We start from the raw sequence: 21,978 nt of genomic DNA, 5'->3' as shown, positions 1-21,978 counted from the left end.
CACGGACCTCGTACACCTTATTCGTACGGAAGTCCTTTTTGCGCACTCGGGGCGGCGCTGGGGAGAGGCTACTCGGCCAGTTCCTCCAGCAGCCGGGCGGTGGTCAGTCCCGCCGTCAGGTACTCCACGAACAGCTCGTTGTGCAGTGCCCAGGGGGAGCGCCGGGCACGGATCAGCGCGATCGCCTCCTCGGCCGTCCGGCCCCGCCGCACCAGCGTGTGCGCGACCACGAGGCCCGACCGGTTGTACCCGTGGTAGCAGCGCACCAGCACCGAACGCCCCGCGTCCAGCGCCTCCTGCGCCGCCCGGGCCAGCCGCATCACCCCAGCCAGCTGGGTCCCGTCCAGCGGCCCGTCCGGGATCGGCCACACGTGGTGCTCGGTCCCGGCCCCCGGCCCGTGCCCCGGCAGCCGCAGCAGGCTCTGCACCACGTCGAACTGGTCGCGCACGACGGCGAACTCCAGCCCGCCCGAACGCCCCCGGAACTCGTGGCCGCCCATCCACAGGCCGGGTTCGATCTCGTTCCACGGGCTGTCCGGAGCCGGCACGCCTGGCTGCTCTCCGCGGGTCCGCAAGGGTGCCTCCCCAAGTCCCACCGACCGGACTGCCTCCAAGGTAGCCGGGTTCTTGCCGAGGGAGCACCCCGCCTGTTCCCATGGTCGAGGGGTGATGGCTCATGAGCCGACTGCGCGTGGTACCGACCTGGCGGCACGGCCGGGAGAGGCTGTACGTCTGCGGCCCGGACGGGGAGAACGTCGCCTGGTACGACCGGGAGACCAGCCGCGTGAACCTGATCGGCGAGGACCGCAGGGACGCCGTGCTCGAAGCCCTCAAACCCTTCCTGGCCGGCCCGGTGACCGTGGGCCCGCCCCCGGTGCCCACACCGGCGGAACTGGCCCGGCTGTCCCTCCACCCGGACGACGACCTCGCGCCCAACCGCCCCGGCGAGGCCCTGCTCGTCGGCCTCGAACGCGACCCCGGACCCGGCCACCGGCTCCGCCCCGACCCACGCCGGCGTGCCCTCACCGCCGAGCAGACGGCCGGCGAGGCCCTGGACCGCCTGGAGGGAGCCGGCTGGCACACCCTGCACTCCGTCCCGCTGCCCGGCGGCGACCGCCTCCACCACCTGCTCATCGGCCCCGGCGGCCTGTTCGCCGTACACGCCCTGTACGCCCGCAAGCAGCGGGTCAGGGTCGCCGACCCCCTGGTCACCGTGGGCCGCCGCGAGGCCCTGCCGCTGCTGCGCCGCCTGCGCGCCGACGCCGTCCGCGCCACCTACGCCCTGACCGCCGAGGTCCAGCCCGTGCTGGCCCTCGTCGGCCCGCCGGCCGACGTGCGGTTCACCCTGCCACCCCGGGGCGTACGTGTCCTCCAGGAAGCGGAACTGGCCGCTCTGGCCGGCCTGGGCGGAGTCCTGAAACCGGCGGACGTGGAGGCGCTGCACGCGATGGCACGGGACCGGAGGACGTGGGAGAAGGTGTGAGGGGCCGCCGGCCGCGGGCGCCGGTGCGGGCCGGGGCCGGTGTGACGGGCCGCGCGACCGCGGGCGCCGGTGCGGCCCGGCCGGCTCAGGGCAACGGCACCGACCGCCCCGCGTCCAGCAGCGGAGCCAGCAGATCCCCGTGATCCTGCACCCGGGGCGCGACGTCCCCGGCCAGGAACCGGAGCATCCCCGGCTCCCGGCACTCCTCGACCTCCGCCCACCGCACCGGCGCCGACACCAGCGGGGCCGGCCGGGCCCGCAGCGTGTACGGCGCCGCCGTCGTCTTGCGCGCCGCGTTCTGGCTCCAGTCGACGAACACCTTCCCCGGCCTGAGGCTCTTCGTCATCCGGTGCACCACGAGCCGGGGCATCGCCCGCTCGGCCTCCACCGCGAGCTGCTTCGCGTACTCGCTCGTCCGCTCGGACGACGCCCCGCGCACGGCCGCCAGCAGGTGCAGCCCCTTCGACCCGGCCGTCTTGGCGTACGCCTCGATCCCGTCCGCGGCCAGCCGCTCCCGCAGCCACAGGGCGACCTCGCAGCAGTCGACGATCGTCGCGGGCGCCCCCGGGTCCAGGTCGAACACCAGCCGGTCGGCCTCCTCCGGCGACTGCACCAGCCACTGGTGCGTGTGGAACTCGGTCACCAGGTTCGCCGCCCAGACCAGGCTCGCCAGATCCTGTACGACCACCATCCGGGCCGGGCCCTCGGAGCGGGGGACCTCGGCGGTCGTGACCCACTCGGGCGTACCCGGCGGCACGTTCTTGGCGAAGAACCGCTGCCCGTCCGGGCCGTCCGGGAAGCGCAGGAAGGACATCGCGCGGTCGCGCAGGTGCGGCAGCAGCACCGCGGCGGTGGTCGCGTAGTAGTGCACCAGCTCTCCCTTGGTGAAGCCCGTCTCCGGATACAGCACCTTCTCCAGGTTGCTGAGCGCGACCCGTCGCCCGTCCACCTCTGTGATAGGCGTCATAAGATGACAATCCCAGACATTCAGTCACGTAACACCGGAGACCGGAAGGAAGGCTGGTGCCCGTGCGATCCATCTGGAACGGTGCCATCTCCTTCGGTCTCGTCAGCATCCCGGTCAAACTGGTGAACGCCACCGAGAGCCACTCGATCTCGTTCCGCCAGATCCACGCCGAGGACAACGGCCGCATCCGCTACCGCAAGGTGTGCGAGCTGGACGACCGCGAGGTGAGCACGGAGGAGATCGGCAAGGGGTACGAGGACGCGGACGGCACCGTCATCCCGATCACCGACGAGGACCTGGCCCACCTCCCGATCCCGACCACCCGCACCATCGAGATCGTCGCCTTCGTACCGGCCGACCGGATCGACCCGCTCCAGATGGGCACGGCCTACTACCTGGCCGTCGGCTCGGCCCCCGCCGCCAAGCCGTACACGCTGCTGCGCGAGGCACTCAAACGCGGCAACAGGGTCGCCGTCGCCAAGTACGCGCTGCGCGGCCGGGAGCGCCTGGGCATGCTGCGCGTGGTGGGCGACGCGCTCACGATGCACGGTCTGCTGTGGCCGGACGAGGTGCGCGCCCCGGAGGGCGTGGCCCCGGACGAGAAGGTCACCGTACGCGCCAAGGAACTCGACCTCGCGGACGCCCTCATGGAGACCCTCGGCGACGTCGACCTGGACGACCTGCACGACGAGTACCGCGCGGCGCTCGAAGAGGTCATCGCGGCCAAGGCGGCCGGCGAGGCGCTGCCCGTGGCCCCCGAGCCCGACACCGGCGGCAAGGTGCTGGACCTGATGGCGGCCCTGGAGAACAGCGTGCGCGCGGCCCGAGAGTCCCGGGGCGACGGCAAGGCTCCGGAGAGGGCACCGGAGAAGAGGACCGCGGGGAAGAAGGCCCCGGCGAAGAAGACCACGGAGAAGAAGGCCGGGGAGAAGGGGGCAGCGGAGAAGAAGGTCACGGGGAAGAAGGCGGCGGAGCGGAAGCCCCCGGCGAGGAGGACGGCGCAGCGGTCTGCGCAGGGTTCCGCGCAGAAGACCGCCGCCCAGGAGGAGCGGAAGAGCGGACGCAAACCCCCGGCGAAGAAGGCGGCGCCCCGCAAGACCCCGGCCTGAAACCGCCATCCCTCCCCCCGAAGGGGAGGACTCGGGCACGATGAAGGCGTGACTTACGTGGTGACCGTGGCCATGGCCCACCCCCCGGGGGCCCCGGAACTCGACGCGCTCCAGCGCGAGGGCGTCATCTTCTTGCTGCGGAAGGGGTTCGACTCACTCGAAGCGATCGAGGGACCCGATGGCATGGAGATCGAACTGCTGGACGACCTCATCGCCGCCGGCCCCTCGGGAGCCCTGCTCAGGATCTTCGTGGACGCGCCGGCGCTGGAGTTCGCCGAGGACGCCGCCCGTGAGGTCGTCTCGGAACTCCTGGAGCGGACCGAAGCGCTCGCAGACTGGCGGATCACCCGGTGCGGAGTGGAACTGAACTCCGAACTCCTCCAGGAGAGCCTCGACGCGGCCGACGGCCCCGACGCGCCCCCGGCCGACCCGGCGGAACGCGCGCGGCGCCACGCCGCCGCCGACACCACGACCGGTCCCGACCGGCTCCACCCCGCCGAGGTCGAGGCCATGCGCGCCCGGCTCCGCGCCCTGGCGCCCACCCTGGCGGCCGTTCCCCTGGAAGCGTTCGGGCACGGCGACGACCCCGAGGAACGCACGGTCGGCCGGGAGGCCGCGGAGATCGCGGCCGGCGCCCTGGTGTTCGCCGTCGACCTGCTGGTGGACGAACTGTTCACCGACCTCGCCGCCCTGGAGGAGGACGGCCCCACGGTGGCGGAGAGCGACGCCGCCTTCATGCTCCTGGACGACCTGCCCCCACAGTCCGCCGACGAGTACACCGTCCTGTTCGCCCGCCGCCTCACGGTCACCGCCGTGACCCTGACCGGCCGCCTCGCCCAGCCCCGCCCGGTCCGCCCGTCCTGCGTGGCCGAGGAGATCCTGCTGCGCCTGCTGATCACCCAGGCCGAGGTGACGGCCGACCTCTACGACCTCCTCTCCGACGAGGTCGCCACGGCCCTGGAGACGTTCGCGGAGGGCATCGGCGCCGGCCCCGACGCCGATGCCACCGACTTGGCACCGCTCGGGGCCGAGGACTGGTTCACCCCCTTCGACGACGACGGGGACGCCGGATTCGTCCACCCGTACGCGGCACACGACGACGAGGAGTCCCTGCAGGGCCCTACGGCCCGCTGACCGGCGCCGCACGGTCCGGCGCCGCACGGTCCGGAGGCGCACGGTCCGGAGGCGTCCGCCAGAGACCCCCTGAGCCGCCCCCCGGTCGGGCGTACGTGGCCTGCGGGCGGGGGGAGACTTCCGTAGCCTGATGATGCTCGGGGCGACAGCGGAGGTCTGCCATGCCCCGGACCATCTGGTCAGGAGCCATCTCGTTCGGCCTGGTCACCGTGCCGATCCACGTGGTCGGCGCGACCGAGGACCACAGCATCCACTTCCACCAGTACCACCTGGAGGACATGGGGCGGGTCCGCTACCGCAAGGTGTGCGAGCTGGAGGACCGCGAGGTCGCGCAGGACGAGATCGGCAAGGGCTACGAGCTGACGAAGACACAGGTCATCCCCATCACGGACGAGGACCTGAGCAACCTGCCGCTGCCGACGGCGAAGGCGATCGAGATCGACGCGTTCGTCCCGCTGGCGTCGATCGACCCGATCAGGATCGCCGAGGGCTACTACCTCCAGCCGGCGGGCCAGGTCGCCGCCAAGCCGTACAAGCTGCTCGTCCAGGCACTCGGCCGCTCCAGCAAGGTGGCCGTCGCGAAGTACGCGTGGAGCGGCCGGGAACGGCTCGGTCTGCTGCGCGTCCGGGACGACGTCCTGGTGCTGCACGCGATGCGCTGGCCCGACGAGGTCCGCGACCCGGCCGAGCTGCTCCCGCCCCCGGTCGAGGTGACCGACGAGGAGATCGAGGGCGCGCTCGCCCTCATGGACACCATGACCACCGACTCCCTGGAAGGCCCCGAGTTCCAGGACCAGTACACCGAGGCACTCGCCCAGATCATCGAGGCGAAACGCGAGGAGAAGCCGCTGCCGGAGGCGCCCGAGCCGGAGCAGCCTGCCCAGGTGCTCGACCTCATGGCCGCGCTGAACGCATCCGTCCAGCAGGCGAGGGCGTCCCGAGGCGAGCAGCGCGAACCGGCCGAGGTGCACGAGCTGCCGAGCCCGAAACGGAAGACGACGGCGAAGAAGCAGCCGACGGCGAAGAGGACGACGACGGGGAAGACGACGACGCAGAAGAAGACGACGACGGCGGGGAAGCAGCCGACGCGCGCGAAGAAGACGACGCCCCGAAAGCCGAGGAGCGCCTGAAGCGCCTGAAGCGCACGGACCGCACAGTTTCCGGAAGGCGGCGGAAAACACCACGGCCGCCGTACCGAAACGGTACGGCGGCCGTGGGCTGGAAGGCTTGCGCCGGAAGGCGTCAGCCGTCAGCCGGCGGTGATCCGGTGATCCGGCGCTCAGCCCTTGACGTGATCGCTGCTGTTGTCGAGCACGGCCTCGTTGTCCCGCTGCGTCGGAATGACCGGAAGCGTGCGCACGGCCATGCCGGCCCGGTGCTCGTCGGCCCTGGCGCACAGCGCGCGGGAGGCGTCGTTGAAGCGGACGACGGACGGCGGGTCCGACGGACCCAGCAGGTGCAGCTTGAGCTCGGTGCGGTCCGCGGCGTAGGCGTCCTTCTCGGGGTGGCGCACGGACTCCAGCAGGGCCGGCACACCGGAGGCGTCCGGCGTGAGGACGGCACCGGCGCGGACGGTCGGGAAGGTCTCCCGGAAGTCGCGCTCGGGAAGACCGCTGGTGTTGGCGACGGCGTACGGCTTCTCGCTGGCCAGGTAGTCCGAGATCACGCTGGAGACGTCGCTGATCAGCAGGTCGGCCACGTTGAAGCAGGCGTAGACGGTGGGGCCGGCGCCGACGACGATCTGGTGCTCCCAGACGGGGAACGAGGCCCAGTAGGCGGCCTCCCAGGCGGCGGTCGCGGCGGCGACGGCGTCGGCACGGCCCGGCTCAGGGGCGGACTGGAGCAGCATCCGCTCCGCGTCGTCGGCGCCCGCCCGGTAGGAGGAGGAGGTCAGCCGGCCGAGCTCGGCGGTGCGGGCGGCCAGGTCGGCGGCGGCGGTGGGCGCGGGCCGCTCCTGGGCGTGCTGCGCGGCACGGGCGGTGTTGGCGGCGCGGATCATGTCCTGGATGCGGACGTTCGCGGCGCCGGCACGGGGGTCGACCGAGCCGGTCAGCGGGTGCGGCTTGTACAGCAGCCGGACCTTGGGGTCGGCGAGGAGGGCGCGGACGATGTTCTCGCCGGCCTCGACGACGGAGGTGTTGCCGGGGTTGCCGTCCCAGCCCTCCCAGGTGGGGGCGTACAGGACGGTGGTGTACTCGCCCGTGGGCGCACCGGCGTAGGGCTCGATGGCGTGGAGCTGGGGGCGCCCGATCTCGACGACGTCGCGGTTGTCGACGCCGACGTTGGCGAGGGCGTACCGCTCACGCGCCGCGGGACCGGCCACCCAGACCTCGTCGTAGGCCTTGGCGTACGGGTTGCAGCTGGACAGCTTGTCGCTCTCGCCGTGGTTGACGAAGGCGTGCTTGATGGTGGGGATGCGCAGGACCTGGGAGGTCTTGCCCGAGTTCGACGGGTGGATGAGCATCTTGAGCGTGGACTGCTCGAGCCGCATCAGGTCGGCGACCTTGGGGAGGCAGACGATCGGGATGTCGGTGGAGGCGATCCGCTTCACCATGAACCGCTCGCGCAGCACGATCAGCGGACGGCCGTCGAGACGGGCCAGCGGCTCCAGCCACATGTTGGCCTGGTAGGCGGAGCTGGTGCCGCCGGAGAAGTACATGCCGACCGTCGGCTGGTACTCGGCGAGCCAGGCCTCGAACCACTCCAGCGTCTCTTCGCTCGTCGCGGGCCGGCGGGAGGGCAGGAGCCGCACCAGCAGCATGCCGACGGCCACGGCCGCGAGGACGACGGACAGGGCGATGCCGGCGGCGGCGAGCCGGGCCGAGCCGGTCGCGGCGGCGGCGAGCAGGCCGGCCGCCGAGGGCAGACCGAACAGGAGCAGCCGCTGCCCGGCACGCTGCATGACCAGCGCCGGGGGAGCGGCGCTCAGCCGCAGAGCCGAGGCGTCGACGTTGCGGGTGAGCACGGGCAGGGTGCGGGTGCGGCGCACGACTATGGCCAGTGCCTGGCAGGCGAAGTGCAGGCCGTAGAAGACGAGCAGGCCGCAGACGAGGGCGAGGTACCGCGTCTCGTAGTCCTGCTCCTCGAGGCGGAGCAGGCCGGCGACCATGAGCAGGTCACGGACGACCTGGCGCACGGTCACGGTGGCGTGCAGTTTGCCGATGCTGCTGGCGAGGCTCCGCTGCCAGCGGTGCAGGGCTATGTCGGCCGCGAGCCCGAGGGCGAAGGACGCCATGAGCAGCGGGATGCTCGGGAGGAAGGCCCCGGCAGCCTGACCGGCGAACGACAGGGCGAGCAGCGTGGGCAGGAGGAGGCGTGCCGCGGCGGTGCGCAACCGTGCGGACAAGGGCGATGCTGACAACTTCGCGGGCTCCAGGCAACTCGACATCCCCGGGCACGGACTTGCTGACTGGCCCGATCAAGGCCGAGCCCGGAAGCCGATACGTATGGATGTTCTTTTCATGAAGTGAGTGGTGGGACTTTACCTGCGCGCCACCATCTTCGGCAGGGGGAGGGCAGGAGCGGGACGTCACATCGCCCTGTATCAGCCGCACCGATGACGACTGTACCGACCGGGACATGACACGTCGATGGGGCAGTGGCGTGGCTTGGAGTGATTGGGAATCGTATGAGCCGATTTACCCCTTCTGCTGGAACAGGATTGTGATGACGGCATCGGTCGAGCGGCTTTGGGGAGAGGTGAGGGGGGCGGCGGAGCCGGCGGGGAAGGTGAGGGGAGCGGTGGAGGCCGTAGGTGGGGCTCGGGGGCGGCGTCCGCTGGGCCAGGGGTGGTGGCTGTTGTCTGATAAGTCTCGCTCGATGCCTGCAACGGCAACGGCAACAGCAGGCAACCGGTGCGGATCCAGCAAAGGGGCGGGCGCGGAGCCTCGCCTCGGAGGGATCGAGCCCCTGGGCGCGCGGGAAACGGCGCCGAGGGTCGTCAAAGCCGGCGCGCCGAGCGCGTCGCCAGGCGCCGGAGGAGCGCTGACCGCCAGGTGAAACACCGGCTGGCGGATGACGACCGCGGACGGGGCGCGGGCCCAGTGGGTGCAGGCGCCGTACGGGCGCGCTGTATCGCCTAAACAGCCGTACGGCGGTCCTTCCGGGCCTGCCGGAAGTCGAGGTAGGACAGGGCGAGGACCAGAATCGGAATGATGGCCCACAGCAGGAGGACACGGAGCCGCCCCCCTGTCACGGTCGCGACCAGGACGACGGCGACGGTGCTGCCGACGAAGCCGAAGAACTGGCGGTAGGAGCGGAACCCTCCCACCGAGGCCGCCCTGAGGGCATCGGGATCGTCCTCCTCGGCCAACACGGCGCGCACAGGGTGACTGTCACCGTCGCGGCGGGCCTGCTGCCAGGTGAAGAACCAGCGGGCGAGCGTGTAGAGGACAATCGTGCCGAGGAAGATCCACCACTCGGCGGGACTGTCCGGGAGTGAGCGCGCCAGTGTCATGAACACCACGTGCCCGGGGCCTGAGTGAACAGACGATTCCGCATGCGACAGAAGCACCGCTGGCTGGCCGCTCCCGACCGGTGATCCTTATCGCCAGGCCCCGGGTCCGCCGGCGGGAGCACCATCACGAGTCACCGGGAGGCCCTGGGCCGATCCGGGCAGGCGCGCGGCAGGATCAAGATGGCGAAGCAGGCGGGCTACTCGCCGGCGAGCGGCAGGGACTTCATCCTGGCGACAGCCGCGGCCTGGCGCGCACCTGCCCAGAAAACGATCCTCTCGTCGCACGGGGGATGACGGGTGCCGACTCGTGACTAACCCATCGCACCGACCGACTAGAACGGCGGGTTGTGCGGAGGCCCCGGTACGGGACCGGAGGCTGCTTGGCCCCACTGCTGCTGCGGAGCGCCCCATGCAGAAGCAAGCCGTCGACGGTGGCGGCTGCGTCGGACAGCGGTGACGACGACGATGGTCACCACCGAGGCGAACGCGGCGAGGAAGCAGCCGATCGCCGCGGCGATACCGCCGATCGCGGCTCCCACACGGGGCTGGTCACCCAGAGCGAACTCGGCCGGCAGCTGTGAAGTGCAGGTGAGCGTGTAGTCGCCGCTGCTGCCGGGCTTCACCTCCAAGACGCGCTCCCAGGTGCGGGACCCGACGGTGATGCGGAAGCTGCTGCCCGGCGGGGTGATCGACCCGGACCGCATCCCGGGGATCCGGCAGTCGACCCGGGCCTTCCCGGACTGCGAGACGTAGATCGCCTTGGTCTTCCCCTCGACGAAGCTGAACGTCTGCGAGTCACCGCTGGAGAAGCTCCGGGCCGTGTCGACGGAGTGCACCGCGGTCCGCACTGTCGTCACGAGGAAAGCGGTACCGACGCCGGCCAGTACGAGACCCAGCAGTGCGGCCACCAGATACCAGACGCGCCGGGGCCGCAAATCCTTCGCCGGGACGTTCAACGGCGGAGGCGGCGGGCCCCCGTACGGTGCTCCCCACGGATACTGATTCGGTATCGCCACAGTGACGCATCGTACGACAATCGCTGCGGCGGGGCGTCTGCGGTGTGGGCCGCCGCCGGCCGGACGGTGACACCGGTGAGCTCTAGGCGGCGGCCACCGAAGCCGGCTTGTGACAACGGCTTCTTCGAGGCGGCACACAGCGGCAGGTGAGGCAGGTTGCCGTCACCTCTCGGCCCTGCTGAAGTGGCCAAAAGCCGCCAGGCGCCGCCCCGGTCGACACTTCACAAGTCGGGTCTTCCGGAGATTGTCGGTTCTCCTTCCGTTCCGGGGGCCGGTTCGAGGGCCCCAAACCTTGACGTCGAGAGCCTTCAGGTCGAGTGCCACGGACACTTCAGGTTCGCAGCCCCTAATCAGCGGCCGAGTCGTCGTGAGACACCGGGCGGCCAGGCTAGGGGAACCATCGAGGGCAACCGCATGAAAGCCTTACCCGGTGTCTCTGGGTCTCTGGACCTTACGACGGCCCGTCCAACCCACGAGCAAGGTAGGACCGCATGACGTCAATCGCCAAAGCCATTCTCACCCTGGAGCGGCAACGCTGAAGAGGCTCAATGAATCTCCTACGAGCGTGACCATGGAACTTCTCCTGGAGCGGCCAGGGCGGCCGTCCGACGAGGAGATCCGTAAGGCCTTACGCAACTGGGCCTTCGTGCTGCCAGGGCCCAGAGACCGGGAGGTTCCAGATAACGTCCTTCCGCCGGCCGTCGCGGCCTCGCCGCTGGCGAGTAGGCCGTACGACCTTCGGCACTCGGCGCTGTCGACATGGCTCAATGCCGGAGTCGATCCCACCGAGGTTGCCGAGCGCGCCGGCAACAGCGTTGAGGTCCTGCTGACGCGCTACGCGAAGTGCCTCGACGGACGGCAGGACGTCGCCAACCGGCGCATCGAGGACCTGCTGCGCGAGTACGAGTGAGACAAGGGCATCACGCTGAAGCCTCGGGCATGTCGCCTGGGTCCTCCCTCGTTTGCGCCCTACCTGGTGAACGGCCGCCGTACTCGATGGAACGTCCGTATCTCGCAACGGAGTTCCAGCGGTGTACAACCTTCACTCGAAGTGGTCCGTCTCCCGTTACGTCCCACACGTTCCGCACAGGAGGCACAGTGCCCCGCCGCACTCTCACGGCCGCGATCGCCGTCACCGCGCTCGCGACCCCCCTCGCGCTCTTCGCCGCCTCCGGCGCGGCGTCGGCCGCGCCCGTGCCGCCCCGCACGCCGATGACTGACTTCAACCACGACGGACACGCCGACCTCGCGGTCGCGGCGCCCTTCGGCACCGTCGGCGGTGTGGAGAAGGCCGGTTACATTTCGGTCGTGTACGGCACCGCCTCCGGGCCCGGAACGGCGCGCCACCAGATGATCAGCCGGGCCACGCCCGGCGTCCCCGGCGACCTCCAGGGCACCTTCGCCTTCGGTGTCCAGACGCTCCCCGGTGACCTCGACGGTGACTCGTATACCGACCTGCTCGTGACGAGCGGCGGCGACGAAGGCGAGCCGACCGTGCTCTGGGGTTCCAAGGACGGCCTTACCGGCCAGAACACCGTTCTGCCGTACCGGTACTCCGAGTTCGCCCTCGGTGACTTCAACGGCGACGGCAAGCGCGACCTCGTTGTGAACTCCGACCCGAGCGACGACCCGGACGTCTCCGGGATGACGATCCAGTACGGTCCGTTCACCCGCGACGGCAAGACGCGCACCCAGGACAGCATCACCACGGACGACGGCCCCTCGGGTCTGCGCTCCTTCATCACCGGTGACCTCACGGGTGACGGTGTCGACGACATCGTCACCACGCACGGCTTCGAGGAGATGCAGCACCAGGCCCGCTTCTGGAAGGGGTCGAGGACCGGCGTCGGCCACACCTCCAAGGCCCTCGGCACGGCGTACAGCGGCACCGTCGGCGATGTCGACGGCGACGGCTACGGCGACCTGATCACCCGCGACATCGGCTCCGTCACCGAGGTCATCGACTCCGCCCCGGGCAGCATCACCATCCAGTACGGCGGCTCCACCGGGCCGAGCAACACGCGCAAGAAGGTCATCACCCAGGCCACTGCGGGGGTGCCCGGGGCGAGCGAGGCGAACGACGCCTTCGGCGCGTCCCTCAGCGCCGGTGACGTGAACGGCGACGGCAAGGCGGAGGTCGCGGTCGGCGTTCCCGGCGAGAGCCTCGGCGCCGCCACCGGTACCGGCGCGGTGATTCTGCTCAAGGGCGCGCCCAAGGCCGCCGGCGGTATGACCGGCAAGGGCGCGATCGCCTACAGCCAGTCCACTGCGAACGTGCCCGGTGTCTCCGAGTCGGGCGACGATTTCGGCCGCCAGGTGAGCCTCTCCGACTTGAACAAGGACGGCAAGGCGGACCTGACCGCGACGGCCCCCGGCGAGGACGGTGCCTTCGCCGACTCGGGGGCCCTGTGGAACCTCTACGGCTCCGCGAGCGGCCTGACCACGACGGGCGCCGGCACGCTCAGCCCCGTGAAGCTCGGCGCTCCCGAGAAGGACGCCAAGTTCGGCCACACGCTCGGCGGCTGACCCCCTCCCTCTCTCTCGCCTTCTGTTTTCCCTGTCTTTCTCTCTTCTGGAGGATCAGTGCGAGGCTCTCTCGCGGCCGCCCTCGCGGTCACCACGCTCGTCACTCCCCTCGTGCTCGTCGACTTCAACCACGACGGGTACGCCGACCTCGTGTTCTCCGCGGTCGGCGGCTACGAGGAGTCGACGCCCGGCCGGGTGACGGTCGTCTACGGCTCCGCGTCGGGCCCCGACACCGCGCACGCCAAGACCTTCAGCCGCGCCACCCCTGGCGTGCCCGGCGACCCGCGGAGCGGCGGACGCTTCGGTCAGGAGACGGCCGCCGCCGACCTCGACGGCGACCGGTACACCGACCTGGTCGTCAACGGCTACGACGGCAAGGCCGTGGTCCTGTGGGGCTCCGCCGCCGGCCTGTCCGGCCAGGGCAGCACCGAGCTGCCCTGGAACGGCGGGCACGTCACCGCCGGCGACTTCAACGGCGACGGCAAGCGCGACCTGGTCACGGTGGACTTCCCGCGCAGCGACGACCCCGACAACGACGACCAGGGCATGCTCATCTCCTACGGCCCCTTCACGCGCGAGGGTAAGGCCGCGAGCACCCAGGCGGTCGCCACCAGCCAGACCTTCGGCCCCGGCGGCTTCGTCACGGGCGACATCACGGGCGACGGCGCCGACGACATCGTCTCCAACCACGGCTTCGAGGAGATGGCGTACAGCAGCAAGTTCTGGGCCGGCGGCAAGGACGGCGTGAACACCACCCCGAAGCCGCTCGCGGCCTCCGTCGGCGGGGCGATCGCGGACGTCGACAAGGACGGCTACGGCGACCTGATCGTCCGCGACATCGGCAACAACTTCGAGGACATGCCGTACCAGAAAGGCACGATCCTCATCAAGTACGGCACCGCGAACGGGCCTTCGACGACCCGCACCGCGAAGATCACGCAGGACTCGGCGGGCGTGCCCGGCGTCGGCGAGAAGGGCGACGAGTTCGGCTCCTCGATCAGCGCGGGCGACGTCAACGGCGACGGCTACGCCGACGTCGCGGTCGGCATCCCCGGCGAGGACATCGGGTCGGTCGCGGACGCGGGGAGCACGGTGCTGCTCAAGGGCTCCCGCACCGGTCTGACCGGCACGGGCGCGCAGGCCTTCCAGCAGTCCACGACCGGCGTGCCCGGCGTCTCCGAGAAGGAGGACAAGTTCGGCAGCCAGGTCCTGCTGTCGGACACCAACAAGGACGGCAAGGCCGACCTGACGGCGACCGCGCCTCTGGAGGACGGCACCTACGCCGACTCCGGCGCCGCCTGGCACCTGCGGGGCGCGGTCGGCGGCCTGACGGTCACCGGCATCAAGTCGTTCGGCCCCAAGGCACTCGGCGCGCCGGAGAAGGGCGTCGTGTTCGGCTCGTGGCTGGCGCGCTGACCCGTCCCTTCGGGACAGCCCCGGGCGGCGGTGGCGAGTCGCAAGGCACGAGGCCCCCACGCGCCACCGCCCTCCGGAAGCAGCGCGAGGAGGCGGCACGCCAGGCCCGCAGCAACAACCACGACTAGGTGTCGGCAGTCCTTGAGGGAGCCCGCTGGTAGCCCTGATGGCGTGAGGATGTGTATCAAGGCAGCGGCACCTGGCGCCGGTGCTGGCCTCGCCCTTTCATGGACCTCACCTGCGGCGATGCTCCAAGATCCCATCAACGCCTCGTCCACAGACCCCGGCATACGGCCGCTCCGGGCCTCATATGGTTGCACATACGCGAAGACCCCGGCCTCAGCGTTTCCGCTGGTGACGGGGTCTTTGGGCACCTCATGCTGGGTGCCCCCGGCAGGATTCGAACCTGCGCACACGGCTCCGGAGGGCCCTTGAGTCCTGGAGAAAAGCACCGGTCAGACCCTTATGAACCCACGACGGCCCGAGGTTCGTCCACGGATAGTCCACACTGACCGCGTACATCACTGTGCGTGAAGGTCCCCGGGCCCCTGCCACTGCGGAGCGTCGTGGCAAACCCGTAATCCGCGGCAACCTGCTCAAGCTCGCCGGTCCACGGCTGCCGGTGAGTACCTCGCAGAGGCCGTGACCCGCCCACGGGTCTTTCCCTGCCTGAGCGGGCACGCATGGGGCACTGCCCGAAACTGGGAGAGCAAGCGATGTTTCTGATCCGCATCTTCGTACGCTCCATCTCCCCTTGGTCTGGACTAGGCGAATCGACCGGAACAGCCCCTGGTGGTCAGACGTCGTCCGGAGCGGTTGCGGTGGAGTCAGATACGCAAGCGGGACCGTCATCACCTTAGCTGATCAAGGTGCGCTCCAGCTGGGGCCGCCGCTGTATCCGCGGATGACTTAAGTGACCGAGAATTGCCCGCCGCGGTCGCATCTGCAGAGTAAATGACTCCACCGCAGTCCAAAATCCCTAACTGCGGTACAGCGATAGGGGATACTCGGTCACCTCAGTTGACGCCCTGACGGTGTGTCCGCTAGCGTCATCGCACGTGACGGTGCGTCAAAGTGGCGCCCATGGGGTGGGGAGTTTGAGCATGCCTACGTCTTTGAAGCCGGTGACCACCGGCCTGCCCGTCGACCTTCGAGAGATCCGCAAGGGGGTCATGGCTAACGGCGTCATTGACTGTGAAAACCTCCTGGCGATCGTCAACGATCCCCAGGAGATCGAGGACGCCACCAAGCGCGCACAGAAGGCCGGACAGCCGATCAGCGAGTATGCCCGCACGCGCGCCGAGATCCAGCGGCTCCTGGGTACTGCGGGCAGCAAGAAGGCCAAAAACGTCGGCGAGTACGCCGATTACATTGCGGCCGGCCTGCGAGGGGACTATGACGACGCTTGGTCGCTGCCGCAGATCACCCTGTGGTCGCCGCGCCCGCTGATCATCTCTGAGGACGGCTCGTCGGCCCTGCCGATCAAGGACGGCCTCTACGCTCTCGACAGCGAGACCCAGGTCACCGCCTGGCACCGGATCAAGAAGCACCCGGGCGCGTACGGCCTGGAGGACTGCGACTTCGGCGCGATCCCGCTGTCGTTCGAGATCTTCCACGGCATCAGCGTCATGGCCGCCCGCCAGATCTTCCACGACCGTAACCTGAAGGGCGTTCCGGTCGACAAGTCCCTGGCCATGTCCATGGACGGCCGCGACTTCGGCACCACCGTCACGCGCAAGCTGATGGAGTCGCTGAAGGTGCCGGCCGGGGAGACCACGGTTCCGCTGTCCAGCCTGATCCTCACCGGTAAGCGCCAGGTGTCGGACAAGGCCCCGGAGTGGATGACGATGTCGGTCCTGCGGACCCTCATCGCCACGGCCATGCTCGGCAAGGCCGGTATCCACGCCGCGTCGACCGGCATCGAGTATGAGGACATCCCCTCCAACGAGAGTGGCGACCGACCGGACAAGGCGATCGTTCAGCGTGAAGTCATGGAGACGGTGGGCGCGTTTCTTCAGGAGAACGCCGCGCTCTTCCATGCCAAGACTGCCGTCACCGCGCCCGCCGTCGTGGCCGGCCTCGGCGCGACCATGAACCGCACCATGTCTTGGAGCGCCGACCCCATGCCCGAGGGCATCACCCTGGAGCGAATGCTGGAAGGTATCCAGTGGGAGCGTGAGGCGAAGTACTGGAGCGGCATCGCGGCCAAGGTGACCGACCGGGGGGCCGTCTCCTGGGCAGGCGGTGCCCGTGACTCCGGACACAAGGTCTACGACGCGCTGAACCACCCGGAGAGCGACACGGGTAAGCAGATCCGCGGACGGTTCTAGCTGTAGGTATCGGCTCCTGACCAGCAAGTTTGGGCAGGAGCCGATTTCTTGGGCCTGCAGCTCGTGGCCACGTTTCCTCTTGGACCCTCTCGCACTGACACCTTGATCACGCGTGTTTCTCGGTGTTCCCCGTGGCTTCCCGCACGACCTGGCACGGTTCTGGCACGTCGGCCCGGGGTGCCGAATGACTCCACACCCACCCCTCGTCTTCATGCGTCGGCCGTTGTCAGTGCGGTCCCGTAGCTTGAGGCCATGGTTGGTATAGGCGAGAACTTCCCTCACCTCGACGAGTCGTCGGCGGTGGGCCAGCCCGCTGCGGGCGTCCAGCCTTACTACGCGCAGCGCGCCGCATTGCTGGGGCAGAGGTACGGGAGCGTCACCTTCGAAGAAGTGCATGGCGGGGTGTTGGATCTGCTTCCGCCGACGTCGGCGAAGGTGCTGGACGTAGGTGCTGGCACTGGGCGGGACGCCGTGGCACTCGCACGGCGCGGTTACCAGGTGGTGGCGGCGGAGCCGGTCCGTGAGCTTCGGGAGGTCGCGCAGAGCCTCAGCCCGTGCGAGGCCGTCCGTTGGGTCGAGGACTCGCTGCCCGCACTGTCCCACCTGCAAGGGCCCTTTGACCTGGTGCTGCTGTCGGCTGTTTGGATGCACCTGGCGCCGGCCGAGCGTGAGCAGGCGATGGAGCGGCTGGCCACGCTGCTGACTCCGGCGGGGCTGCTGGTCGTCTCGCTTCGGCGCGGAGTCCCTCCGACAGACCGGGTGATGTTCGATGTGCCCGCGGAGGAGGTCGTGCGGGACGGGGAGCGGCAGGCGCTGCGGTTGGTGCGACTGGTAGAGGAGGGCGCGGACCGGCTCGGCCGCGCCGAGGTGTGGTGGCAGACGGTTGTCCTGCGCAAGGGGGGCGAGTGAGCGGGCGCGAGTTCTACGCCCAGGATTCCTCGGCGCGCGCGTCGTGGCGGTTGGCAGTGCTGATGGGAGCCAACTCGCGCACCTACAAGTTTGCTCTTGGGCAAGCCCTGCTGGAGTTCGGGCGGACCGGGCGTGAGGAGATCTCGCTTGCCGAGCTCGCCGCTGCCTACAGCCTGGGCCTAGTACAGCATTTGGCCCAGGACCCGCAGGCGCCGCAGACGGTGGAGCTGGGCGAGAAGGACTTCCTCACCGTCGCTGAGCAGGAGAGGGCCGCGACGCTGGAGGCCGCCCAGCCCACCGAGCGTCTGCTTGCAGCCGCAGTGCGTTCCATGCCGATGATGGTGATGCAAAAGTTCCACAATCTCCGCGGTGAAACTGCGGTGCCCCACATCTTCTACGAGCTGGCAGGGACGGGACGGCAGCGTGTCGTGCGCCTGACTCCTGCCCTGCTGCGACTGGCGCAGTCGGAGCAAGCACCAGGCCTGGCTGCGGAGTTGGGTGCGCGCTGGAGCATCGTGGAGAGCTCCTTCGCTGCCGGCGTCGGGCGCAGCCTCGTCGAGGATGGTGTCACGGTCGACTGGGACACCCTTAAGATCACCGACAAACGCCGGCGCCGCTCGGTGACCGGCATCGTTGACGCCACGGTCGGTTTTCAACACGGCCGCTGCCTGATCTGCGGCGATGTTCTCGCCCCGGGGGAAGCCATAGCCGTCGACCACGTCTTCCCGTTCTCCCTGATGCGTCGCTTCGACAGCGTCGGCTCCTGGCACGGTCCAGATCTGGACGCCCTGTGGAACCTTGCCCCCGCACATGCAATCTGCAACGCAGCCAAGAGCGACCGACTGCCCACCCCGGCCGAACTCGCCCGCCTCGCGGCCCGGAATGACGCAATCATGCAGTCCCCCCATCCCCTGCGCCGCACACTGCAACTCAGCCTGAAACACGCCCTGCCCGGTCAGAGGGCGCCCTTGTGGACCGAGTTCCTGGGAGCGGTTCAGGCAGCAGTCTGAGTCCTACCCCAGGAGTCCTGGGCCGTTTACGGACGGCGTGCATGGCTCAGAAGTGATCGCGACGGATGAGCACCGCTTTAGGAGTTCGATCTACGCCCGCTCCTGGTGCCGTCCCCGGCTGGTCCGACGGATGCAGGACAACGGGGGCGATCGTCGGATACGGGGTATGACCCCGACGAGGTCACTGACGTCCGGTCTCCAGAAGGGTGGCCAGGTCTCACCAGACATGGTCACGCCCAAGCTCTTTGAGCAGTGCGGATGCCCTGATGGACCATCATCCGCTAGCGTCTCGAGGCATATCACCATCTCAGTCATACTGGGGGATCCCGAAGATGCCGGTGCGCGATTTGGCGGAAGTACAACTTGACCGGCAGCAGTGCGCCTTGCTGGTCACCATCGGCACGCAGCAGGCAAAGGATCCGGCTGGCCGGTGGCCCTTGTGGGAGTGGGTGGAACACAGAGCTGCTTCCCTCGGGCTGGAGAATCCCCGTGCGCTGCTCAACTCACTCCCGCGGATCGGCACCCCGGCCGATTCCTTCGGACTCTCCTACGGGTTCACTACAGCGCTTCCGCGTTCCTTCGTGGATGACACACGGGTGGCGCTGACGGTTGCTGCGGCCTGGGCGCTAGACGAGGCGAGATCAGACCTTGGTGACCCCTTTTTGCAAGTGATGCACCACATGATCGCGCTGTGGCGGGACACGCCGCGTTCTCCAAACGAGGTCACCCGCATCGCGCTGACATCAGAGAACCTCCAGGCCGCGTTCCCGAATCTGCGTGCCCGCACCATCAGCTTGATCCCCGAGATCTTCGCCAACGAGCCCTTCCTGTCCGCTTCTCGCAGCAGACAGTCAGACGACAGTTGGGCGATGGAGATTCCGCGGCAGGTCATGCAGTACAAGGACGTCAAGACACTGCATGACTATGTGAGGGCCGTCAGCCATCACGTGAACGATGTCGTTGAGGCCGATAGATCGCTCTATGTCGGCGTTCCAACCCCCGTTCCATTTCCCTTCACGGCGTTCGAGTCTGAGTCCATGCCCGTCCCTGTCAACGGGGGCGAACGTGCACCGGCTCAGTTCGAAGCACCCACTACCACGGTCGCGTTCCCTGGCGAGGCCATCGAGAGCAGTGCTTACCTGGCCCGGCTGCTGCTGTGGCTGGACGCTCAAGCGCAGCAACATCCAGGAGAGTACTCGGACGTCACCCGGTTCGTTGAGGAGCTTGGACTGGAGGAAGAGGACCCGACTGTCCTCGCTCTCCAACTAGAACAGCGCGGCCTGGTGAACATTGCCCGCAACCTCGCAGGCATCCCCGATGTCTACCTCAGCGACGAAGGCCGCGTCACCGTGCATAAGCTGAAGAAGCTGCAGGGAGACCGCGCCGCCCGGTTGCGCTACACGATGGGGGCCTTTCTGCAGTGGTTGTTCGACACTGCCGGCGACCAGGCTCCCACCAATCCGGTCTCGTTCCTAACGACGCCCGGATCGTCCTTCGCGGGAGCCGATGTCTCCGCAGTAGACCTCGACCAGGCCCTCGCCTACCTGGCAGAGCGCAGTTTCATCGAACACATCGACACTGACCCGATCACCGTTGCTATTACCCGCGCAGGCGTCGGCTGGGCCCTGTCGGGAGAGCGTGTGCAAGGCCGCGCCAGCGCGGCCGGCGCGGACACGGTGGGCACCATCGCCCGGCCGACCAGTGGCTCCCTGACGCACCAGGCTCGTCAGCAGCAGGATAGGGGCGACGCCCCTCATCAGACGACCGGCATGGACCCCCAGCTTTCCGCTGCCACTCAGGACCGCTACGAGCAAGTGCGTAGCCAGGCGTCAGGTGACCCCAAAGCGTATCGGCGTGACAAGGACCCTCACCCCGAGAGCAATCAGGCGGACGTCTTCAAGGCGACACACAAGAACACCGACGTGACCGTGGCGCTGAAACAACTGCACGGAAGGTACCCGCGAGAGCAGAAGATCGCTCGGATGAAGCGGGAGATCGAGGCCGGGAAAGCCTTGAGCGGACATCCGCACGCTATGCCCATCCTGGATCACGGCAACGAACACACATGGTTCGTAATGCCCTGGGCCGACAGCACCGCCGCGGACCACAAGGAAGTTCTCAAGGACCCCGAGCAGCTGCGTGTTCTGGTGGACGCCCTGACCTCGGTACTGCACGCGGCGCACAAGCTCGGATGGATCCACCGGGACATCAAACCGCCGAACATCCTGTGCTTGAGCGGCCGATGGGTCCTCGCTGACTGGGGTGCCGTCCGACGACCCCCTGGACAGACCACCAAGATCGACCGGACTGCAATCGGTATCGGCACCGAAGGCTTCTCGGCACCCGAAGTACTTGCAGGCCAGGATCGCCCACAGGCATGCGGCGACGTATACAGCGTAGGCAGAGTGATTGCGTGGGCGCTGACTGGCGACATGCCCCAGCCCAACAAACAGCTGCTACCTGCCCCTGGCCCTTGGCGAAACATCGTCCGAGCGGCCACACAGGATACGCCCGCTCGTCGTCCTCAGAGCATCAGCGAGCTGGTGAATCTCATCGACCGGGAGCATCAGGCCATTCCGGTGGAGCCCCTCGAGCGAGCCACGACGCTGCTGGAGCGGGCCAACGGCGGCAACACCGGTGCCGCTGACGCGTTTCTCACGCTGCTTACCGACCACACTGGCGACTACGACCTCTACGTCGGATCGCTCACCGAGCTCACCGCTCGCCAAGCTGGACCGGCACTTGTCCGGAACCTTCCCCAAGCACAGAACATCCTCAGAGCCCTGACCGAACACGTGGACGGAGGTGACGCACGCTGGGTGCAGTTCCCAGAAGCCTCCCGGGTAACGATCTGGCTCTACGAGATCGCCGCTCACGCGGCCTCCGTACAGCAGTGGGATCTCCTTGAAGAAGCCATGCAGGCGATGTGCACCTGGGACGGCGCTTGGGACCAATGGAACGCACAGGGCAAGATCGGCCCCTGGCTCGCCTCCCTCAAGGGCGATGCTGCAGCCACCGTTGGGGCGGTCCTCCGTGACTACCCCAGCTCCGCCAGCCACTTCAGCCACCTCGCAGACGACCGTACAAGTGACCCCCACATTCGTCAGGCAGTACGCCAGCACTGAGCTTTCGCACTACTGAGGGCGCCCGTTCCGTCGAACCGGCCACCGACGAGGCGAGACCGGGCGGTGATCAGTGCATGCCGCATGACGGGTCTCAAGACCGCTGGCTGGCGCGCGCTCTGGCAGGGCCTGCCCTCAGGGACCGAGCACACCCAGCGCGCCGAGTACGAGGCACGCGGTACCGAAGAGGAAGAACCCACCCATGGCTATCGCGGCTGCCCCGAGCTTCATAGCGCCGGCACTCTTGCCCTCTTGCGGCACAAGCGTGCCCGACGCCTGCTGTTTGAAGTCGAGATACGCAGGGAGCCGTCCGGTTCGCCGTAGCGTCCGTCCGACGCTGATGAGTGCTATGCCAAAGATCAGCGTGAGCTAGCTCGTCTGGAGTAGGTAGGCCGGGTCATGCCCGTCCGAGACAGCGATGATCACGGAAGTCCCCCCAGGACGTGCCGGACGGCGCTGCTGGCCGGCGGAAAGAAGCGCCCCATCTTGCCTCACCGCCA

The 21,978-nt window shown here is 68.9% G+C and carries 16 protein-coding genes and 1 pseudogene; 12 read left to right on the top strand and 5 right to left on the bottom strand.

Annotation, left to right across the window (positions count from 1 at the left end; translation table 11 throughout):
- Positions 1-68 precede the first annotated feature (68 nt).
- A complete protein-coding gene (locus PV343_RS24140; protein WP_319149037.1) occupies positions 69-575 on the bottom strand; it encodes a dual specificity protein phosphatase family protein in 507 nt (168 codons plus the stop codon).
- A gap of 101 nt (positions 576-676) precedes the next feature.
- On the opposite strand from PV343_RS24140, the gene PV343_RS24135 reads away from it, so the two are divergent.
- Positions 677-1,483 carry a nuclease-related domain-containing protein gene (locus PV343_RS24135; protein WP_319149036.1) on the top strand — a complete coding sequence of 269 codons (807 nt, stop codon included), beginning with the start codon at positions 677-679 and terminating at the stop codon, positions 1,481-1,483.
- An 85-nt stretch (positions 1,484-1,568) separates the two neighbouring features.
- Here PV343_RS24135 and ligD read toward each other — a convergent pair whose 3' ends face one another.
- Positions 1,569-2,450 (bottom strand): non-homologous end-joining DNA ligase, encoded by an 882-nt coding sequence (gene ligD, locus PV343_RS24130; RefSeq protein ID WP_319149035.1) that lies wholly within the window; start codon positions 2,448-2,450, stop codon positions 1,569-1,571.
- Between the two features lie 62 nt (positions 2,451-2,512).
- On the opposite strand from ligD, the gene PV343_RS24125 reads away from it, so the two are divergent.
- From PV343_RS24125 to PV343_RS24115, 3 genes are all read left to right on the top strand, one after another.
- The gene (locus PV343_RS24125; protein ID WP_415923511.1) at positions 2,513-3,559 is read left to right on the top strand and encodes a Ku protein; all 1,047 of its coding nucleotides are present in this window, start codon (positions 2,513-2,515) and stop codon (positions 3,557-3,559) included.
- Between the two features lie 48 nt (positions 3,560-3,607).
- Complete coding sequence (locus PV343_RS24120) at positions 3,608-4,693, top strand: hypothetical protein (protein WP_319149034.1); 1,086 nt, start codon at positions 3,608-3,610, stop codon at positions 4,691-4,693.
- A gap of 161 nt (positions 4,694-4,854) precedes the next feature.
- Positions 4,855-5,823 (top strand): Ku protein, encoded by a 969-nt coding sequence (locus tag PV343_RS24115; RefSeq protein ID WP_319149033.1) that lies wholly within the window; start codon positions 4,855-4,857, stop codon positions 5,821-5,823.
- A 149-nt stretch (positions 5,824-5,972) separates the two neighbouring features.
- Here the strand turns inward: PV343_RS24115 and PV343_RS24110 are convergent, their stop codons facing one another.
- From PV343_RS24110 to PV343_RS24100, 3 genes are all read right to left on the bottom strand, one after another.
- On the bottom strand, positions 5,973-8,081 hold the full coding sequence (locus PV343_RS24110) for a hypothetical protein (protein WP_415923509.1): 2,109 nt from the start codon (positions 8,079-8,081) through the stop codon (positions 5,973-5,975).
- 690 nt (positions 8,082-8,771) lie between these two features.
- A complete protein-coding gene (locus tag PV343_RS24105) occupies positions 8,772-9,149 on the bottom strand; it encodes a hypothetical protein (RefSeq protein WP_319149031.1) in 378 nt (125 codons plus the stop codon).
- Between the two features lie 332 nt (positions 9,150-9,481).
- Complete coding sequence (locus PV343_RS24100; RefSeq protein WP_319149030.1) at positions 9,482-10,006, bottom strand: serine/arginine repetitive matrix protein 2; 525 nt, start codon at positions 10,004-10,006, stop codon at positions 9,482-9,484.
- 847 nt (positions 10,007-10,853) lie between these two features.
- Here PV343_RS24100 and PV343_RS24095 point away from each other — a divergent pair.
- The 8 genes and pseudogenes from PV343_RS24095 to PV343_RS24060 all read left to right on the top strand — a co-directional run.
- Positions 10,854-11,075 (top strand): annotated as a pseudogene (locus PV343_RS24095) (site-specific integrase); the annotation flags it as partial.
- A 188-nt stretch (positions 11,076-11,263) separates the two neighbouring features.
- Complete coding sequence (locus PV343_RS24090) at positions 11,264-12,691, top strand: FG-GAP-like repeat-containing protein (RefSeq protein ID WP_319149029.1); 1,428 nt, start codon at positions 11,264-11,266, stop codon at positions 12,689-12,691.
- A gap of 57 nt (positions 12,692-12,748) precedes the next feature.
- Positions 12,749-14,107, top strand: coding sequence for an FG-GAP and VCBS repeat-containing protein (locus PV343_RS24085; protein WP_319149028.1), 1,359 nt, complete (start codon positions 12,749-12,751; stop codon positions 14,105-14,107).
- Between the two features lie 1,103 nt (positions 14,108-15,210).
- Positions 15,211-16,437, top strand: coding sequence for a DNA sulfur modification protein DndB (locus PV343_RS24080; RefSeq protein WP_319149026.1), 1,227 nt, complete (start codon positions 15,211-15,213; stop codon positions 16,435-16,437).
- Positions 16,438-16,689: 252 nt separating this feature from the next.
- Positions 16,690-17,346, top strand: a complete 657-nt coding sequence (locus PV343_RS24075) for a class I SAM-dependent methyltransferase (protein ID WP_319149025.1) — start codon at positions 16,690-16,692, stop codon at positions 17,344-17,346.
- Entirely contained in the window at positions 17,343-18,356 is a 1,014-nt protein-coding gene (locus PV343_RS24070) for an HNH endonuclease domain-containing protein (RefSeq protein ID WP_319149024.1), read from the top strand. Before PV343_RS24075 ends, PV343_RS24070 begins: the two co-directional genes overlap by 4 nt.
- 332 nt (positions 18,357-18,688) lie before the next feature.
- A complete protein-coding gene (locus PV343_RS24065; protein WP_319149023.1) occupies positions 18,689-21,481 on the top strand; it encodes a serine/threonine-protein kinase in 2,793 nt (930 codons plus the stop codon).
- 81 nt (positions 21,482-21,562) lie between these two features.
- Positions 21,563-21,802, top strand: coding sequence for a hypothetical protein (locus PV343_RS24060; protein ID WP_319149022.1), 240 nt, complete (start codon positions 21,563-21,565; stop codon positions 21,800-21,802).
- Positions 21,803-21,978: the final 176 nt, after the last annotated feature.

Origin of the sequence: Streptomyces sp. WI03-4A (assembly GCF_033792105.1) — a bacterium.
Lineage (GTDB): Bacteria > Actinomycetota > Actinomycetes > Streptomycetales > Streptomycetaceae > Streptomyces > Streptomyces collinus_A.
The sequence above is the reverse complement of the archived record's forward strand: the minus strand, read 5'-3'. Positions and strand labels throughout refer to the sequence as shown.

Bases quoted from the DNA above. Each gene is read 5' to 3' on its own strand.
- ligD (WP_319149035.1), bottom strand. From the start codon at position 2,450: ATGACGCCTATCACAGAGGTGGACGGGCGACGGGTCGCGCTCAGCAAC.
- PV343_RS24065 (WP_319149023.1), top strand. From the start codon at position 18,689: ATGCCGGTGCGCGATTTGGCGGAAGTACAACTTGACCGGCAGCAGTGC.
- PV343_RS24115 (WP_319149033.1), top strand. From the start codon at position 4,855: ATGCCCCGGACCATCTGGTCAGGAGCCATCTCGTTCGGCCTGGTCACC.
- PV343_RS24075 (WP_319149025.1), top strand. From the start codon at position 16,690: ATGGTTGGTATAGGCGAGAACTTCCCTCACCTCGACGAGTCGTCGGCG.
- PV343_RS24105 (WP_319149031.1), bottom strand. From the start codon at position 9,149: ATGACACTGGCGCGCTCACTCCCGGACAGTCCCGCCGAGTGGTGGATC.
- PV343_RS24080 (WP_319149026.1), top strand. From the start codon at position 15,211: ATGCCTACGTCTTTGAAGCCGGTGACCACCGGCCTGCCCGTCGACCTT.
- PV343_RS24135 (WP_319149036.1), top strand. From the start codon at position 677: ATGAGCCGACTGCGCGTGGTACCGACCTGGCGGCACGGCCGGGAGAGG.
- PV343_RS24110 (WP_415923509.1), bottom strand. From the start codon at position 8,081: ATGTCGAGTTGCCTGGAGCCCGCGAAGTTGTCAGCATCGCCCTTGTCC.
- PV343_RS24060 (WP_319149022.1), top strand. From the start codon at position 21,563: ATGACGGGTCTCAAGACCGCTGGCTGGCGCGCGCTCTGGCAGGGCCTG.